The 16,562-nt window shown below is 72.1% G+C and carries 15 protein-coding genes; 3 read left to right on the forward strand and 12 right to left on the reverse strand.

Annotation, left to right across the window (positions count from 1 at the left end):
* Positions 1–8: 8 nt before the first annotated feature.
* The 3 genes from HGK68_RS00685 to HGK68_RS00695 form a co-directional block, all read right to left on the reverse strand.
* Positions 9–824 carry a carbohydrate ABC transporter permease gene (locus tag HGK68_RS00685; RefSeq protein ID WP_169164232.1) on the reverse strand — a complete coding sequence of 272 codons (816 nt, stop codon included), beginning with the start codon at positions 822–824 and terminating at the stop codon, positions 9–11.
* Positions 821–1,690, reverse strand: a complete 870-nt coding sequence (locus HGK68_RS00690; RefSeq protein WP_169164233.1) for a carbohydrate ABC transporter permease — start codon at positions 1,688–1,690, stop codon at positions 821–823. Before HGK68_RS00690 ends, HGK68_RS00685 begins: the two co-directional genes overlap by 4 nt.
* 62 nt (positions 1,691–1,752) lie before the next feature.
* The gene (locus HGK68_RS00695; RefSeq protein WP_169164234.1) at positions 1,753–3,012 is read right to left on the reverse strand and encodes a sugar ABC transporter substrate-binding protein; all 1,260 of its coding nucleotides are present in this window, start codon (positions 3,010–3,012) and stop codon (positions 1,753–1,755) included.
* A gap of 143 nt (positions 3,013–3,155) precedes the next feature.
* Here HGK68_RS00695 and HGK68_RS00700 point away from each other — a divergent pair, with 143 nt between their 5' ends.
* Entirely contained in the window at positions 3,156–4,151 is a 996-nt protein-coding gene (locus tag HGK68_RS00700; protein ID WP_169164235.1) for a LacI family DNA-binding transcriptional regulator, read from the forward strand.
* Between the two features lie 28 nt (positions 4,152–4,179).
* Complete coding sequence (locus tag HGK68_RS00705) at positions 4,180–5,661, forward strand: peptide MFS transporter (protein WP_169164236.1); 1,482 nt, start codon at positions 4,180–4,182, stop codon at positions 5,659–5,661.
* A gap of 473 nt (positions 5,662–6,134) precedes the next feature.
* Here HGK68_RS00705 and HGK68_RS00710 read toward each other — a convergent pair whose 3' ends face one another.
* From HGK68_RS00710 to HGK68_RS00730, 5 genes are all read right to left on the reverse strand, one after another.
* Positions 6,135–7,259 carry an NADH:flavin oxidoreductase/NADH oxidase gene (locus tag HGK68_RS00710; RefSeq protein ID WP_169164237.1) on the reverse strand — a complete coding sequence of 375 codons (1,125 nt, stop codon included), beginning with the start codon at positions 7,257–7,259 and terminating at the stop codon, positions 6,135–6,137.
* 36 nt (positions 7,260–7,295) lie between these two features.
* On the reverse strand, positions 7,296–8,066 hold the full coding sequence (locus HGK68_RS00715; RefSeq protein ID WP_169164238.1) for a nuclease-related domain-containing protein: 771 nt from the start codon (positions 8,064–8,066) through the stop codon (positions 7,296–7,298).
* A gap of 59 nt (positions 8,067–8,125) precedes the next feature.
* Positions 8,126–8,776 (reverse strand): VanZ family protein, encoded by a 651-nt coding sequence (locus tag HGK68_RS00720; protein WP_246260468.1) that lies wholly within the window; start codon positions 8,774–8,776, stop codon positions 8,126–8,128.
* A 70-nt stretch (positions 8,777–8,846) separates the two neighbouring features.
* A complete protein-coding gene (locus HGK68_RS00725) occupies positions 8,847–9,947 on the reverse strand; it encodes a sensor histidine kinase (protein WP_169164239.1) in 1,101 nt (366 codons plus the stop codon).
* Positions 9,944–10,612, reverse strand: coding sequence for a response regulator transcription factor (locus HGK68_RS00730; RefSeq protein ID WP_169166855.1), 669 nt, complete (start codon positions 10,610–10,612; stop codon positions 9,944–9,946). Before HGK68_RS00730 ends, HGK68_RS00725 begins: the two co-directional genes overlap by 4 nt.
* A 109-nt stretch (positions 10,613–10,721) precedes the next feature.
* Between HGK68_RS00730 and HGK68_RS00735 the strand changes: the two genes are divergently transcribed.
* Positions 10,722–11,300, forward strand: a complete 579-nt coding sequence (locus HGK68_RS00735) for a M15 family metallopeptidase (protein ID WP_169164240.1) — start codon at positions 10,722–10,724, stop codon at positions 11,298–11,300.
* 25 nt (positions 11,301–11,325) lie between these two features.
* Here HGK68_RS00735 and HGK68_RS00740 read toward each other — a convergent pair whose 3' ends face one another.
* The 4 genes from HGK68_RS00740 to HGK68_RS00755 form a co-directional block, all read right to left on the reverse strand.
* A complete protein-coding gene (locus HGK68_RS00740; protein ID WP_169164241.1) occupies positions 11,326–13,728 on the reverse strand; it encodes an MMPL family transporter in 2,403 nt (800 codons plus the stop codon).
* Positions 13,729–13,870: 142 nt separating this feature from the next.
* On the reverse strand, positions 13,871–14,530 hold the full coding sequence (locus HGK68_RS00745) for a response regulator (RefSeq protein WP_169164242.1): 660 nt from the start codon (positions 14,528–14,530) through the stop codon (positions 13,871–13,873).
* The gene (locus HGK68_RS00750; RefSeq protein WP_169164243.1) at positions 14,527–15,768 is read right to left on the reverse strand and encodes a sensor histidine kinase; all 1,242 of its coding nucleotides are present in this window, start codon (positions 15,766–15,768) and stop codon (positions 14,527–14,529) included. Before HGK68_RS00750 ends, HGK68_RS00745 begins: the two co-directional genes overlap by 4 nt.
* Positions 15,769–16,021: 253 nt before the next feature.
* On the reverse strand, positions 16,022–16,381 hold the full coding sequence (locus HGK68_RS00755; RefSeq protein WP_169164244.1) for a hypothetical protein: 360 nt from the start codon (positions 16,379–16,381) through the stop codon (positions 16,022–16,024).
* Positions 16,382–16,562 lie beyond the last annotated feature (181 nt).

The raw sequence follows: 16,562 nt of genomic DNA on the forward strand, positions 1-16,562 counted from the left end.
CTCCCGGTTCACTTGACCGCGCCGACGGTGAGGCCGTCGCGCAGCAGTCGGTAACTGGCGGAGAAGACGATCAGGATCGGGATCGAGGTGAGCACGGCGAGGGCCATCAGGCCGGGCCAGTTGATCCCGAAGGCGCTGACCTGCTGGGCGAGGAGCGCCGACAGCGGGTACTTGCCGGGGGTGAGGTAGAAGTTCACCGCGTACAGGAACTCGCCCCAGGCCAGCAGGAAGGTCAGGGTGCCGACGGTGGCGACACCGTTGCGGGCGACCGGCAGTACCACCGACGCGAAGGTGCGCAGCATCCCGGCGCCGTCGATGGACGCCGCCTCCTCCAGCTGCGGCGGCACCGCGCGGAAGAACGGGCGCAGCAGCAGGGTGGCGAAGGGGGTGAGCAGGGCGGTGTCGGCCAGGATCACCGAGGCCGTGGTGTCCAGCAGCCGCCAGCCGCTGAACGTCTGGAACAGCGGGATGACCGTGGCGGTCTGCGGCATCATCTGCAGCACGATCAGCAGGCCGAGTCCGACGGTGGGCAGCCAGCCCCGGGTGCGGGCCAGGCCGTAGGCCGCCGGGATCGCGATCAGCAGCACCAGGATGGCTGTGCAGCTGGCGATGATCACCGATTGACCCAGCGCCTGGAACAGGGTGGCGTCCATGGCCTCCACGTAGGCGGTGGTGACCGGGCGGAACAGGAACGTCCGGGACGGGTCGAAGACGTCGCCGCTGGCCTTGAAGCTGGTCAGCACGATCCACAGGATCGGGATGCCGTACATGGCGGTGAGCAGGATCTTGCCCAGCACCGCCACCAGGCCTGCCTTGGGGGTCACGAGTCCGCCTCCTCACGTCGGATCGAGCGGGCGTAGAGCACTGCCAGGACCAGGACGCCGACCACGGCGACCACCGACGTCGCGGCGCCGAGTCCGTAGTCGTAGCGGACGAACGCCTGCAGATAGCCCAGGAACGGCAGGGTGTTGGTGGCGGTGCCGGGTCCGCCGTAGGTCATCACGTAGATGAAGTCGAAGCTCCGGAAGCCGTAGACCAGGGTCAGGATCAGCAGCACCAGGCTGGTCGGGCGCACCGACGGGATCATGATGTGCCGGATCTGCTGCCACTTGGTCGCGCCGTCGAGCTGCGCCGCCTCGAAGACCTCGGGGTCGATGGTCATCAGCGCCGCGCGGTAGACCAGGGTGTTGAACGGGATCACCGCGAAGGAGTTGACGAAGGCGACCGCGAACAGCGCCCAGTACTGGTCGTAGAGGAACGGGACCGGGGTGTCGCGCAGGCCGATTCCGGTCAGCACGGTGTTGAACAGGCCGTTGTCGTTGAGCAGGAACTTCCAGACCGAGCCGTTGACGACCGGTGGCAGTGCCCACACGAAGACCATCAGCGCCAGCAGCGCCCCGGACCACCAGCCCTGGGTGCGCAGCGCGACCGCCGCCCCGAAGCCGACCACCATGCCCAGCACGGTGACGATCACGACGAAGACCACGGTGCGGCCGAGTGCGGCGCCGGTCTCACCGGAGTCCAGGCCGCGTTGCAGGTTGTCCAGCCCGGTGAACACCCAGTCGGCGTTCAGGGTCGCCGAGGTGACGGCGCTGACGCTCATCCGGATCAGCTGGATCAGGGGATAGATGCTGAACAGGCCGAGGAAGACGGCGGCGGGCAGCAGGAACAGGAGTCGGCGTTGTGCCATCGGGAGACCTCACGGGTCCGGGGTCCGGGGTCGACGACCTGCGCCGACCCCGGACCGTGTGGTCAGTCCAGCAGGCCGGAGAGGGTGTCGACGGCGGAGGTGGCGGCGTCGTCGGCCGACTTCTGGCGACCGATCACCGCGCTCCAGGCCTGGCCGACGGTGAGCTGGACGTCGGCCACGGACTCCGGCGGGATGACCCCATCGGGGTAGTTGGCCCCGAAGTCGGCGATGGTGGTCGCGAACGGCTCCAGCAGGGCGTTGCCGGTGACCGAGGCGTCCTGGGCGGCGTCGGTGCGCGACGGGATGGAACCGACCAGCTCGGGGGCGAGCAGCTGCCCGTCCTTGTCGAGGTAGGTGCTGGTCAGGTAGTCCCAGGCCAGCTCCGGGTTCTTGGCGTGGGCGCCGATGCCCTCACCCTCACCGCCGAGGTAGACCTTGCCGGTGTCGCCGAGCGGGAGCGGGGCGACGCCGTACTCGAAGTTCGCATCCGACTCGGCGGTGCCGAGCTGCCAGTTCCCGTTCGCGGCGAAGGCGGTCTTCCCGGCGGCGAACTGCTGGAAGGGCACCGTCTGGTCCCAGGTGACGGCCTCCTGGGTCAGCCAGCCGTTGTCCACCCAGGTGCCGACCCGGGACAGTCCGGCGGCGAGGTCGTCGGCCTGCGGGTCGGCGTAGTCGAAGCCCGCGTCGGTGATCCACGGGTAGGCCTGCCATTCGCCCTGCGACTGCGGGAGGCCGGACAGGGTGATCCCCGCGTACCCGGCGTCCTTGGCGGCGGCCATCGCCGACTCCAGCTCGTCCATCGTGGTGGGCGGCTCGACGCCGATCTCGGCCAGGATGTCGGCGTTGTACCAGAGGCCGAGCAGGTTGACGTAGCCCTGGACGGCGTAGGTGGTGCCGTCGACCTGGTGGATCACCGAGTCCGGGAACTGGTCGGCGTCGGCGAAGTCCGCCCACTGGTCGTCCAGCGGGGCCAGGACGTCGGCCAGTGCCAGCGTGGAGGCCTCGGCGCCGTTGAACACCACCACGTCCGGGCCGGTCCCGGCGCCCGCGGCGGAGACCAGCTTGGAGTTCAGCTGGTCGTAGGGGACGTAGACGTTCTCCACCGTGGCGCCGTCGTGCTCGGACTCGAATCGGTCCTTGTAGGCGTCCATCAGGGCGACCTGGTTCGGGTCGGAGAAGTAGTGCCAGACGGTGACGGTGTCGCCACCGGAGCTGGTGTCGTCGGAGGATCCGCCGCCGGCGGAGGTGCCGCCGGAGCAGGCGGCCAGTCCCAGGGCGGTCGCGGCGGCCAGGGCGATCAGGGGAATGCGTCGAGTGGTCATGCCAACCGTGCTCCTCATCGAGTCGGGTGGTGCAGGGGACGAAACTGGTCGAAACCGGTTTCGGGAACGTAGCATCGGGCCATGGGGGCGTCAACGCTACGATCCAGCCGTCACCTTTTCGTGACGGAGAGGCAGGGGGACAGGTGAGCACTCGGCAGGTCACGCTCCGCGATGTGGCGCAGGTGGCGGGGGTCTCCGTGGCGACCGCGTCCAAGGCGATCAACGGCAAGGCCGAGGTGCACCCCGACACCCGCGAACGGGTGCTGGAGGTCGCCCGGCGGCTGTCCTTCACCCCCAACGCGCTGGCCCGGGCGATCCTGGAGGGCCACACCGGCACCGTCGGGCTGCTCACCCACGACCTGGTCGGCCGGTTCTCGCTGCCGATCCTGATGGGGGCCGAGGACGCGTTCGCCGGGCGGACCAGCGTCCTGCTCTGCGACTCCCGGGGCGACGCCATCCGCGAGCAGCACCACCTGAGCACCCTGCTCGCCCGCCGGGTGGACGGGCTGATCGTGGTCGGCTCCCAGACCGACGCCCGCCCCTCGCTCGGCCACGAGGTCCCGGTGCCGGTGGTCTACGTGTACGCCCCCTCCGAGGACGAGGCCGACGCGTCCGTGGTGCCGGACAACGTCACCGCCGGACGACTGGCCGTCGAGCACCTGATCGCGACCGGTCGACGCCGGATCGCGCACATCTCCGGTGATGTCAGCTACGCCGCCGCCACCGACCGCGCACGCGGGGCGGACGCGACGCTCGCGGATCACGACCTGGCCCCCGCCGGTGCCGTGCGGTACGGCTCCTGGTCGGAGGCGTGGGGGCGCACCGCGACCCCGGCCCTGCTGGACGAGGCCGAGGTGGACGCGATCGTCTGCGGTTCGGACCAGATCGCGCGCGGGGTGCTGGACGCGCTGCGGGACCGCGGGGTGCGGGTGCCCGAGGACATCGCCGTCATCGGTTTCGACAACTGGGAGCCGATGACCGCCGGTGCCCGGCCAGGGCTGACCACGGTGGACATGAACTTCCAGCAGATGGGCCGGCGGGCCGCCGAACGGCTGGCCGAGGCCGTCCGCGGCGAGGTCACGCCGGGCATCGAGGCGGTCATGCCGCGCGTCGTGGTCCGGGGCTCCACGATCGCGTGAACCGAGGGGTCGCCCCTACCCTCAACGGGTGTCGACGCTCACATCACCCGAGAAGACGTTCTTCGGACATCCCCGCGCGCTGTCCACGTTGTTCTTCGTCGAGATGTGGGAGCGGTTCTCCTACTACGGCATGCGCGCCCTGCTGGTGCTCTACCTGGTGCAGCCCCTCACCGACCAGAACCCCGGCCTGGGGATCGACGACGGCGTGGCCAAGGCAATCTACGGCAGCTACGCCGGGCTGGTGTACCTCACGCCGGTCGCCGGAGGCTGGATCGCCGACCGGCTGATCGGCCTGCGCCGGGCGGTGCTCTACGGCGGCATCGTGATCGCGGCGGGGCACTTCCTGATGGCGGTCCCGGCCGAAGGCACGTTCTGGCTCGGGCTGGTGGCGATCGCGCTGGGCACCGGGCTGCTGAAGCCGAACATCTCCGGCATGGTCGGCAAGCTCTACACCGAGGGCGACGACAAGCGCGACGCCGGCTTCTCCCTGTTCTACATGGGGATCAACATCGGCTCCTTCGCCGCCCCGTTGATCTGCGGCGGGCTCGGCCAGCAGTACGACTGGCACCTGGGCTTCGGGGTCGCGGGCATCGGGATGACCCTCGGCCTGGTGCAGTACGCCATCGGTCGTCGCCGCCTGCACGGGGTCGGCGACGAGCCGGACATGCCCGCCACCGCGGCCGAGCGGCGGTCGATGTGGGTGATCGCCGTCGTCGTCGTCGTGCTGGTCGGCGCCCTGGTCGGCCTGTTCAGCCTGCTCGGCCAGCCGCCGGTGACCGCGGTGACCAGCTCGGTCACCGTCCTCATCCTGCTGGTGCCGATCTGGTACTTCTGGCGGGTCCTTCGCACCAGCCGGGAGTCCGACGACCCGCGTGCGCGCCCGAAGGTCACCGCCTTCATCTGGCTGTTCCTCGGCGCCGCGGTGTTCTGGATGATCTTCGAGCAGTCAGGGTCGACGCTCAGCCTGTTCGCCGACAATGTGACGAACCTGGCGGTGACCAGCGGGTTCAGTATCCCGGCATCCTGGTTGCAGTCGATCAACCCGATGTTCATCGTGATCTTCGCGCCGGTGTTCTCCGCGATCTGGTTGCGCTGGGGCGAGCGGGCACCGCGGACGCCGGTGAAGTTCGCGCTGGCACTGCTGATCGTCGGCGCGTCGTTCCTGCTGCTGATCGTCCCGATGTCGGCATACCAGGACGACGGCACCAAGGCGACCGTGTGGTGGCTGGTGGTGGTCTACCTGCTGCAGACCTGGGGCGAGCTGCTGCTGTCGCCCAACGGGTTGTCCGCCACCACCCGGCTGGCACCGCAGGGCGCGCTCGGCCAGTTCCTCGCGCTGTGGTTCCTGGCCACCTCGGTCGGCACCACCGTGGGCGGGCAGATCGCCGCCGCGACCTCCAGCGACCCGGTGCTCTCCTTCGCCGTCTGCGGCGGAATGGCGGTGGCCTTCGGCGTGGTGATGTTCACCGCGGTGCGCCGGATCAACGCCCTGATGGGCGAGGTGCACTGACCCGACGCCACCCCGAAGCGGCCGCCCGGGTGCCCGGGTGCCCCGGTTCCCCGGTGCCCGGGGTGCCCCGGGGAACCGGGGCCCGGGTGTCCGCCCGAGATCGGCAGTTTCGGCCGCTCAGGGCCTGGCGAACTACCGACTTCGGGTGCGGACTGCCGACTTCGGGCGCGGAGTGCCGACTTCGGGCGCGGAGTGCCGATCTCGGGCGCGGAGTGCCCACCCCCGGCCCCTGGTCGGCAGTTTCGGCCGCTCAGGGCCTGGCGGAGTGCCGACTTCGGGCACGGAGTGCCGATCTCGGGCGCGGAGTGCCCACCCTCGGCCCCTGGTCGGCAGTTTCGGCCTATCACGGCCTGGCGGAGTGCCGACCTCGGGTGCGGACTGCCGACTTCGGGCGCGGAGTGCCGATCTCGGGTGCGAACTGCCGACTTCGGGCGCGGAGTGCCGACTTCGGGCGCGGGGTGGCGTGTTCCGGGTCAGCCCCAGCTGCCGCGCCCGTACTGCGGGACCCAGCCGGTGGGCTGACCCTCGACGATCCGCGCGTCCGGCGACCCCGGCTCGTGTGCCAGGACCGGGGTGTCGTCGCCCAGTTCGCGGGCTGCACGCAGCGGCCACGAGGGGTCGAAGAGCGCCGGGCGCCCGAGCAGCACCACGTCGGCGTCGCCGCCGGTGAGCACCTTCTCGGCCTGGTGCGGGGTGGTGATCATGCCGACCGCACCGGCGGCGATCCCGGTGTCGCGGACCTGGCGGGCGAAGGGCACCTGGTAGCCCGGTCCCACCGGGATGTCGGCCAGCACGTTGCCGCCGGTGGAGACGTCGACCAGGTCGACCCCGTGCTCGCGCAGCCATCCGGCCACGGTCGCGGTGTCATCGCCGGTCAGACCACCGTCGGTCCAGTCGGTGGCCGAGACCCGGACCAGCAGCGGGTCCTGCTCCGGGAGCACGGCGCGCACCGCGTCCACGGTGTCCAGCAGCAGCTGCGCCCGACCGGCGAGGTCGCCACCCCAGCGGTCGGTGCGGGTGTTGGACAGCGGGGACAGGAACTGGTGCAGCAGGTAACCGTGCGCTGCGTGCACCTCGACCACGTCGAATCCGGCGGCCAGTGCCCGGCGCGTGGCGTCGGCGAACTGGCCGGGCACCGCGAGGATCTCCGCCTCGGTCAGCTCGTGCGGCGCCGCGTAGCCCGGGAAGGCGTCCCCGGTCGGGCCGACCGCGGTCCAACCGCCGTCGGTGGTCGGGACGGAGCCACGACCCTCGCCGAACGGTCGGTAGGTCGATGCCTTGCGACCGGCGTGCGCCAGCTGGATGCCGGAGTGCGCGCCGCGAGCCCGGATGAAGTCGGTGATCCGGCGCCAGGCGGTGACCTGTTCGTCGTTCCAGATCCCGACGTCCTGGGGGCTGATCCGACCCTCCGGCACCACGGCCGCCGCCTCGGTCAGCACCAGGCCGAAGCCACCGACAGCACGCGCACCCAGGTGCGCCAGGTGCCAGTCGGTGGGCAGACCGTCGTCGGCGGCGGAGTACTGGCACATCGGTGCCAGCCAGACCCGGTTCCGGAAGGTGGTGCCGCGCAGGGTCAGGGGGCTCAGAAGGAGGCTCACGACCGCCCAACACGCTCGGGTGCTGGTGTGTTCCGCTCAGGTGCCGAGCAGTGCCAGCACCACGTTGACCACGGTCGCCACCACCAGGCCGAGGGTGCCCCAGCGCAGTAGCCGGTCGCTGAGCCGTGGTGGTGCGGGTGTCGGCGGTGCTGCGTCGCTCGCCTCCCATGCCTGGGCCAGCAGCAGTGCGTGCGCGACGCTCGGTTCCGCCGATGGCGGGGTCTTGGCCAGGACGTCGTCCACGGTGAGCTGCTCGGGACTGGTGTCGTCACCCAGTTCGGCCGTCAGATAGTCGACGACGAGCGGCAGCTCGGCCAGCGGCAGCGCCGGGGCCATGCCGCGCACATAGGCCGCCAGCTGGCGTTCGCCCACCGCGACCGCACCGCCGCGCACCGGGGTCGGTGCCAGACGCTGGCCGGAGAGCACCAGCACCGATCGCACCAGCCGGCGGTGTTCGGGGGCCAGCAGGGCCGTCACCGCCCCGGCGGCATCCGCCAGGGCCGTCACGTCCGGGGTCCGGGCGTAGCCGCGCACCCGCAGTGTCCCGTCGGCGACGGTCACCTCGCCGTGGCCGGGCAGGGTCTGCACCACCAGGATGCCGCCCGGGCCGACCACGATCCGCTCGATGTCCGCCCAGGCCGAGCCGGGTCGGTGCAGGTCGTGCAGCACGCTCCAGCCGTCCGGCTCCACCTCGGCCAAGGCCAGGCAGGTGCCGCTCAGGACCGGGTCGTTCAGCTGCGCGGCGGACGCCATCGGGTCCGGTCGGCTGTCCCACCGCTCGGATCGTCCCGCTGTCTGCCCGCTCATCGGGTTCCCCATCGGAGGCGGGCCACCGGTGCTGAGCCGATCCACAGAATTCGCCCGGATCAGCGAGGTGACGGGGATGGCGACGTCAGGACCGGGGAGCCGGGTGCGACGGGCGACGCCGGTCGATCGAGCGCCTCCGACCGGAAGCTGAACCGCCGCACCAGGCCGGCCAGCCACGGCACCCGGGTCAGACCCGCCAGCACCGCGTAGCCGAGCGCCCCGCCCAGCACGTTGAACAGGAAGTCATTGATGTCGGCCAGGTGCCCGCCGCCGAGCAGGTGCGCGGTGACGTACTGGGTGACCTCGATGCCCAGGCTGACCGCGGTGGCGATCAGCACCGTGCGCCACCAGGAGAGCCGGCCGGTGAGCAGCGGCAGCATGATGCCCAGCGGGATGAAGACCGCGATGTTCATCAGCGCGTCGTCGACCTCGTACCCGGCGATCGGCACCAGGGCCAGGTGCGCGGACCAGGGTGCGTCGGAGGACGGCTTGTCCAGGAAGATCGGGAAGATCGTGTTCGCCACGATCCCGGCACCGTAGACGCAGAGCGCGGTCGCCAGGGCGGCCCGGGGCAGCGTGAGGGCGGCCCGACGGTGCAGCCGCCACAGCAGCACGGCGAGGGCGACGAGGGCGAGCGGGGCGACGACCGGGAGCACCGGGACCTGGTGGAACACGGTGCGAGTGTGCTGCCGGGCCGCGGCGGTGGGCATCCACCCGTGGTCGGACCGGGGGTATGACGGCGTGCTGCCCGGTCCGTGCGCCAGATCGCGGCGGCAGCGCTCAGCCGGTCGGCAGCGCGACCGTGACCACCAACCCGCCACCGGCCCGCGCGGCCACGTCCAGCGTCCCGCCGTGGGTCTGGGTGATCCGCTGCACCAGGGCGAGGCCGAGACCGTAGCCACGGTCCCCGGCGACCCGTCCGGCCCCGCGCAGGAAGGGTTCGACCAACCGGGCCGCGGTGTCGGGGGCGATCGGCGTGCCGGTGTTCTCGATCCTCAGGAGCGCGCTGCCCACCCGCTGCGTGGTGCTGATCCACGCGTCACCCGGGCTGCCGCCGTGCCGGACAGCGTTCTGCACCAGGTTGGTGGCGAGCTGGGCCAGCAGCGCCGGGTCGCCGAGCGCCGTGGTCGGCGCGAGCTGGGCGGTCACGGTGATCGAGCGGCGTGCGGCCTCGGCGGCGTTCTCCGTCAGGCAGGTCCGCAGGATGTCGTCCAGGGCGACCGGCCGGGCGGCCGCCTCGACAGCGGCGGCGTCGGCGAGCCGGAGCAGGGACTCGGTGAGGCCGACCGCGCGGTCGTTGGTCTGGCGGAGCCGGGACAGCAGGGTCGGGTAGTCCTGCCGGTCGGGGTGGCGGGCGGCGACGTCCAGCATGGTCGCGGTGACGGCCAGCGGCGTGCGCAGTTCGTGGGAGGCGTTCGCGGCGAAGCGTTCGTGCACGTCCAGGGTGCTGTGCAGCTGGTCGAGCATGTGGTCGACGCTGTCGGCGAGCTGACGGAACTCGTCGTTGCGGCCACCGAGTCGGATCCGGTGTGTGCGGTCCCCGGTGGCGGCGATCAGCACCGCCTCGTTGATCCGGCGCAGCGGCTTGAGCACCCACCCGGCCAGGAACCAGCCGCCGACCACCCCGATGATCGCCAACCCGATCAGCACCGCGGCCGACACGCCGACGACCGCCCCGAGGATCTCCTCCCGGGAGGCGGCATAGCTGGTGCCGCTGTCCCGGGGGTTCGCGGCGGTCAACGGGTAGTCCGGCACGTAGCGCAGCACCACGTAGACGGCGAACAGCAGCACCGCCCCGGCGGCGACCAGGAACAGCGCGTAGCTCAACGCCAGTCGCAGGCGGGCGCTGACCCGCACCCCGGGTGCGCGATCCGGGGTCACGCAGTCGGCTCGGTGATCCGGTAGCCGACCCCCGGCACCGTGGTGATCAGGTCCGGGGAGCCGAGTGCCTTGCGCAGGGTGGAGATCGTCACCCGTGGCGCGCTGGTCAGCGGGTCGGCGTGCTCGTCCCAGGCCTTCTCCAGCAGGGTCTCGGCGCTGACCACCCCACCCCGGGCCTGCATCAGCAGACGCAGCACCGCGAACTGCTTGCGGGTCAGGCGCAGATAGCGCCCGGCCCGGTAGGCCTCCTGCCGGAACGGATCCAGCCGCAGGTCGGCGACCTCCAGCACCGGGGGCAGGGCGGTGGCCGGTCGACGGGCCAGGGCGTGCAGCCGGACGATCAGCTCCTCGACCGCGAAGGGCTTGGTCAGGTAGTCGTCGGCGCCGAGCTCGAAGCCGCCGATCTTGTCCTGCAACCGGGCCGCCGCTGTCAGCATCAGCACCCGCACCCCCGGGTGCTCCCGGGCGATCACGGCGCAGACCTGGTCGCCGTGGGTGCCGGGCAGGTCCCGGTCCAGCACCACGACGTCGTAGTCGTTGACCGCCACCCGCTCCAGGGCCTCGTCGCCGTCCAGGGCGATGTCGGCAGCGATCGACTCGTGCTGCAACCCCGCCTGCAGCGCTTCGGCGAGGAACAGCTCGTCCTCGACCACCAGCACGCGCATCGTCGTCTCCTCCACCTCGGACGGGGCGAGTCTAGGCAGCGGGATGTTGCGGAATTGTTCGGCGGACGCCGCATACTCCCGCAACACCCGCTCGTGTGGTCTGGGCGGCATGAACCTCCGCGCCACCCTCGCCACCCTCGCCCTCACCGCCACCGTCGTCCTGGGCCTCACCGCCTGCGCCGCCACCGAGGCCGCCCCCGGCCTGCGCGCCTCGTCGGACTCCGATCCGTCCCCGGTGACCGCCGAACTGTCCATCGAGGACGGTCGGCTCCCCGACGGTGATCCGGTGTCGCCCTTCGACGTGGATCTCCCGGCGATCGCCCGTCTGGATCCCGCCCTGCTCGCCGCCACCCAGGCCGCCGCCACCGAGGCGAAGTCGGACGGGGTGGAGATGGTGGTGACCTCCGGCTGGCGCAGCGCTCGGTTCCAGCAGTCGCTCGTCGACGACGCCGTGCAGAAGTACGGCAGCAGCGAGGAGGCGGCGCGCTGGGTGAAGTCGCCGGAGGAGTCCAGCCACGTCAGCGGGAAGGCCGTGGACATCGGCTACACCGACGCGGCCAGCTGGATGATGCAGCACGGCCCGGACTACGGCCTGTGCCAGACCTACACGAACGAGATGTGGCACTTCGAGCTGGCCACCGAGCCGGGCGGCACGTGCCCGGAGCAGCAGACCGATGCCGCTGGCTGACCCGTGCCGCCCGGCGTGGCGGCGCTCAGCCCACCAGCGCGGGTTCGCGTGCGAGCTGGGCGCCTTCCACGTCGACGTCCGGCACGATCCGGTGCAGCCAGCGCGGCAGCCACCACGCGTGCCGGCCGAGCAGGTGCATCACCGCCGGGATCAGCAGCATCCGCACCAGGAACGCGTCGACCAGCACCCCGAAGGCCAGGCCGAAGCCGATGGTCTGGATCATCACCGAATGCGCGAAGACGAAGCCGCCGAAGACCGAGATCATGATGATCGCGGCCGCGGTGACCACGACCCGGCCGTGCCGCAGCCCGTGCTGGACGGCGAGCCGGGCGGGCACCCCGTGGGCGTAGGCCTCGCGCATGCCGGTCACCAGGAACAGCTGGTAGTCCATCGCCAGGCCGAACAGGATCCCGACCAGCAGGATCGGCATGAAGCTGAGCACCGGACCCGGATGGTGGATGGAGAACAGGTCCGCCAGCCACCCCCACTGGAAGATCGCGGTCACACCACCGAACGTGGCCAGCACCGACAGCAGGAAGCCGAGGGTGGCGGTCACCGGGACCAGCACCGAGCGGAAGACGACGACCAGGATCACCAGCGACAGGCCGATCACCACCGCCAGGTAGAGCGGGAGCACGTCGGCGAGCTTCTGGCTGATGTCGATGTTCGCGCTGGCGGTCCCGGCCACGCCGAGGGTCACCCCGGACAGCCCCGCCGATCCGTCGCGCAGGCCGTGCACCAGGCTCTCGGTCTCCACCGTGTTCGCCCCGCGGGTCGGCACCACCTGGAACGCGAGCAGCTGGGAGTCGGTGGAGACACCGGCCGGTGCCACCCCGCTGACGTGGTCGACGTCGGCGATCGCGCTGCCGATCCGCGCCTGCGTGGCCACCAGATCCTCCTCGGACACCGGCGCACCCAGGTCGGCGACCACGAGCAGCGGGCTGGTGGCACCGGGGCCGAACGCGTCCTCGACCAACGAGTAGGCCCGGTAGGCGTCCGAGTCGACGGGTTCGGAGCCTCCGTCGGGCAGCCCGAGCCGCATGTCCAGCGCGGGCACTGCCATGACCAGCATCGCGCCCAGCCCGGCGACCAGGGTGATGACGGCACGGCGGGTGCTCATCGGGGTGGTGGGCAGCGGCTTGCGCCGCGCCGGACGCTGGCCGCGCCGCTCCCTGGCGGGGGTGATCCGGTACCCGGCCAGACTCAGCAGCGCCGGGGTGAGGGTGACCGCCACGGCCATCGCGATCACGACGCAGGCGGCGGCGACGGTGCCCATCAGGCCGAGGAACGACACCCCGGTGACGTTGAGCGCGAGCAGCGCGATGACCACCGTGATCCCGGCGAAGATCACGGCGTTCCCGGAGGTGCCGTTCGCCCGGGCGATGGACTCGTGCAGCGGCACGCCGTCGCGCAGCTGGGTGCGGTGCCGGTTCAGGATGAACAGCGAGTAGTCGATCCCCACCGCGAGGCCGAGCATCAGTCCGAGCACCGGGATGACGGTGTTCATCTCGATCACGTCCGACAGGGCGAGCGACCCGGTCAGCCCGATCCCGATGCCGACCAGGGCGTTGACCAACGGCAGGCCCGCACCGATGAACGTGCCGAGCATGACGAACAGCGTGATCGCGGCGACCAGCAGCCCGACCGCCTCACCGGGACCGAACACCGACATCTGCGGCGGCTCGGCGGCGGCGCCGGCGCGCTCGACCAGGACCCCGTCGATGGGGTGCCCGTCGATCACACCGGCCACCGCGTCCAGCACCTCGGGGTCGACCGGGTCGTCGTCGAACTGAACGGCCGCGATGGCGGCCTCGCGGCTGTCGGAGACCGGGGTGACGGTGTTGGCGAGGTCGAGCAGCGTGGTGCCGTCGGCGAGAGCGGTCGCCTGGGCGTCGAGTGCGGCCCTGCCCTGCGTCAGGTCCTGCTGTTGAGCGTCCAGTGCGGCGAGCGCCGCCGCCTGCCCCGCGTCCTCGGCCTGTGCCCGCGCGCCGTCGAGCTGCTGCTGGGCGGCGTCCAGCGCGCCGCGTGCGTCGGTGAGCTGGGCCGCTCCGTCGGTGAGCTGCTGTCGCTGCTGTGCCATGGTCTCGGCGGAGGCGAACGGATCGACGGCACCGGCGACGCCGTCCAGGGCGGCCACGTCCTCGACCAGGGCGCCGATCGCTGCCTCGTCCCGCTCGTCGAAGCCCGATCCGTCCGTCGAGGCGAACACCAGCTGGCCGGATCCACCGCCGACGTCCGGGAACCGGTCCTGGAGCTCCTCGGTCACCTGGGTGGTCGGGGTGTCGGCGATCTCGAAGGAGGAGACCAGCGGGCCGCTGAACGCGAGATAGGCGCCGACCGCGAGCACCAGGGCGACGACCCAGGCGGCGATGACGGCGCGCGCTCGGGTGGCGGCCCGCAGCCCGAGTCGGTACAGGAACGTTGCCATGCGAAGGACCTCGTGGGGGTAGGGGGGTCTGGTCGGGTGGCGCAGCCCTCCGCCGCGCCACCCGCATCCCGAGTCTGTGCGGGCAGCCCCGCCCACCGCGTCGTCCCCTGGCACGCACCGGCTACCGCAGGTGCAGTAGGCGTCAGGCCAGCCCGGCCCGGTGCGCGAGCACCACGACCTGCGCCCGGTCGCGCGCACCGAGTTTGGTCATCGCGCGGTTCAGGTGCGTCTTGACCGTGAAGGGCGAGATCACCATGCGCGCGGCGATCTCCTTGTTGTCGGCGCCCCGGGCGGCGGCGGTCACCACATCGCGCTCCCGCGCGGTCAAGGACGCGATCCGGCGCGCGAGTTCCTCGTCCTGGGTCTCCCGGGCCTGCCGCCGGGAGACGTCCTCCACCACGACGCTCAGCGCGTGCGCCGACAACGCTGCTCGCCCCTGCGCCACGTCCAGCACCGCGGCGACCAGCTCCTCCGGTCCGGCGCCCTTGCCCAGGAAGCCCGAGGCTCCGGCCCGCAGCGCCGCCACCGTCTCGGTGTCGCCGTCGAAGGTGGTCAGCACCAGGACGCGGGTGTTCGTCAACCGGGGGTCGCCGCGCAGACGACGGGTGGCCTCCACCCCGTGCATTCCGGGCATCCGCAGGTCCATCAGCACCACGTCCGGCACCAGGTCGACCGCCAGCCGCACCGCCTCGGCACCGTCGGTCGCCTCGCCCACCACCTCGATCCCGCCCGCGCCGTCCAGGATCGCGCGCAGACCGGTCCGCATCATCACCTGGTCGTCGACCAGCAGGACCCGGGTCATCGGGTCGCGTCCGTCGCGTCCGACCGTGCGGCCGGGTGCCGGGTCCGGGGCAGCCACGCGCGCAGGGTGAAGACGTCCGCCGCCGCGCCGACCTCCAGGCGGCCACCGGTCTGCTCCACCCGCTCGCGCATCCCCACCAGCCCGTAGCCGCCGACCGGCCGAGCAGCCCGCACCGCCACCAGGTTCACCACCACCAGCACGATCGCGTCGCCCTCGTCGTGGATCGTCAGCGTCACGTCACCGTCGCCGTGCCGATGGGCGTTGGTCAGCGCCTCCTGCACCACCCGGTAGAGCGCGGCCCCGGTCGCGGGGTCCACCCCGTCCAGCTCCAGATCGACGTCGGCGCGGACCACATCGCCCCGCGACCGCGCGTCGGCCAGCAGCGCCGGGATGCCGCTCGCCGATGCCCGGCCCGCCAGGTCGTCGTCCTCCGCGGGCTGGGTCGACCGGAGCACCGCCACGATGTCCCGCAGCTCCGACAGCACCGCCCGACTCGCCCCGCGCACCTGCCGCAACGATTCCTCGGCCCGCTCCGGGTCCTCGCGCAGGTGCCGTTCGGCAGCACCGGCCTGCATGTTGATCGCGGCGATGGAGTGCGCCACCGCGTCGTGCAGGTCGCGGGCGATCCGCAGGCGTTCATCGGTGATGTGCCGGGCGGTCTCGCTCGCCCGCGCCGCACGGATCGCGGCAGCCTCGTGTTCCAGGGCCAGCACGTGGTCGCGGTTCGCCCACACGGCCGAGCCCAGACCGAGGGCGAGTGCCGTCCAGGTGCCCACCGTCAGGAGCGCCACCGGCAGCGGTTGCCCGTCACCCGCCCGGGTCATCGTGGGGGCCAGCACGACGAGCACACCCGCCGCCAGCACCAGCACCGAACGCCGGCGCGCGTACATCGCCGCGTTGAACAGCGCCGCGCAGGTGAGCACGGCGTACACCGTCGGGTCGGCCCCCACCGCGGCGGCGACCACCGTGAGGCCACCGACCACGGCGGTGGCCAGCTGCGGATGCCGATGGCGCAGCGCCAGCGTCACCGTGACCGCCGCCAGGACCACCAGCTCGGCCACCGCGCCGTCGCGGACCACCAACCAGCCGCGCACGACGATCGCGATCAGCAGCGCGAGATCCAGCAGACCTTCCCACCAGTCGCCACCGGCCCGGTGCCCCGGGATCCACCGGTACCAGGCGGTCGACCGCTGCCCGCTCGGCGCGTTCGCATCGTCCAGGGGATCGGCGGTCGCCATCTGCCCCCTGTCGTCGTGGTCGGACCGAACACCGGCACCCCGTGCGGTGCTCGGCGTGGTCCAGCATCCACGTCCCCGCCCGGGACGTCACGCATCCGGCGCCTCGCGGCGCGGGAATCAGCTCAGCGGCGTAGGCGGCTACTGCGGTCGCAGTAGCGGCGATGGTTCACCCCGGGTCGGCGCCATGGTGTGCTGCCTCGACCGGCCCCGGACACCGCGTCGCCGAGGGAGCGTGGCGGCTGCTGCGTCCTGCTCAGACCGCGAGCGTGTCCAGTCGTCGAGCGAGCACCTCCAGCCCGTGCAGCACGCCCGGGCGGTTCTTGGCGCTCAGCAGCCAGCCCGGGAGGCGATGGCCGAGCTGCCGGTCCGCCGGGCGGGCGCCGTTCGGCCGGTTCGGGGTGCCCAGGAAGTCCCGCAGGTAGTCGAGGTGGGAGCGGTTCGCCACCCACAGCTGGTGGCCCGCGCACGGGGTGGTCAGCCAGAACGGCAGTCCGTACGGCGCGTCCACCCCGTCGGCGACGTCGATCAGCGGCTCGACGGTCTCGACCTCACGGCGCCCGCCGCACGGACACGGCTCTGCCGCGGGATGACGCCCGGCGACCAGCCAGGACACCGCGGTGCTGCGTCGGCCGCAGGTGGCGCAGCGCCGCACCACGTGGGCGGAGAAACGGCCGATCGGGGACGGTCGATCCCCTTCCCACTGCCGACAGCACGCGCACCAGTGGCCCTGGGCGCCGCCGGTGCGCGTCCAGGTGCATCGGGTGCACCTCACCACCCCCCGCAGGAGGTGCGCG

It is taken from the genome of Cellulomonas taurus (assembly GCF_012931845.1).
Classification (GTDB): domain Bacteria; phylum Actinomycetota; class Actinomycetes; order Actinomycetales; family Cellulomonadaceae; genus Cellulomonas; species Cellulomonas taurus.

Bases quoted from the DNA above. Each gene is read 5' to 3' on its own strand.
- HGK68_RS00690 (WP_169164233.1), bottom strand. From the start codon at position 1,690: ATGGCACAACGCCGACTCCTGTTCCTGCTGCCCGCCGCCGTCTTCCTC.
- HGK68_RS00695 (WP_169164234.1), bottom strand. From the start codon at position 3,012: ATGACCACTCGACGCATTCCCCTGATCGCCCTGGCCGCCGCGACCGCC.
- HGK68_RS00715 (WP_169164238.1), bottom strand. From the start codon at position 8,066: ATGAGCGGGCAGACAGCGGGACGATCCGAGCGGTGGGACAGCCGACCG.
- HGK68_RS00720 (WP_246260468.1), bottom strand. From the start codon at position 8,776: ATGCCCACCGCCGCGGCCCGGCAGCACACTCGCACCGTGTTCCACCAG.
- HGK68_RS00730 (WP_169166855.1), bottom strand. From the start codon at position 10,612: ATGCGCGTGCTGGTGGTCGAGGACGAGCTGTTCCTCGCCGAAGCGCTG.
- HGK68_RS00735 (WP_169164240.1), top strand. From the start codon at position 10,722: ATGAACCTCCGCGCCACCCTCGCCACCCTCGCCCTCACCGCCACCGTC.
- HGK68_RS00740 (WP_169164241.1), bottom strand. From the start codon at position 13,728: ATGGCAACGTTCCTGTACCGACTCGGGCTGCGGGCCGCCACCCGAGCG.
- HGK68_RS00745 (WP_169164242.1), bottom strand. From the start codon at position 14,530: ATGACCCGGGTCCTGCTGGTCGACGACCAGGTGATGATGCGGACCGGT.
- HGK68_RS00750 (WP_169164243.1), bottom strand. From the start codon at position 15,768: ATGGCGACCGCCGATCCCCTGGACGATGCGAACGCGCCGAGCGGGCAG.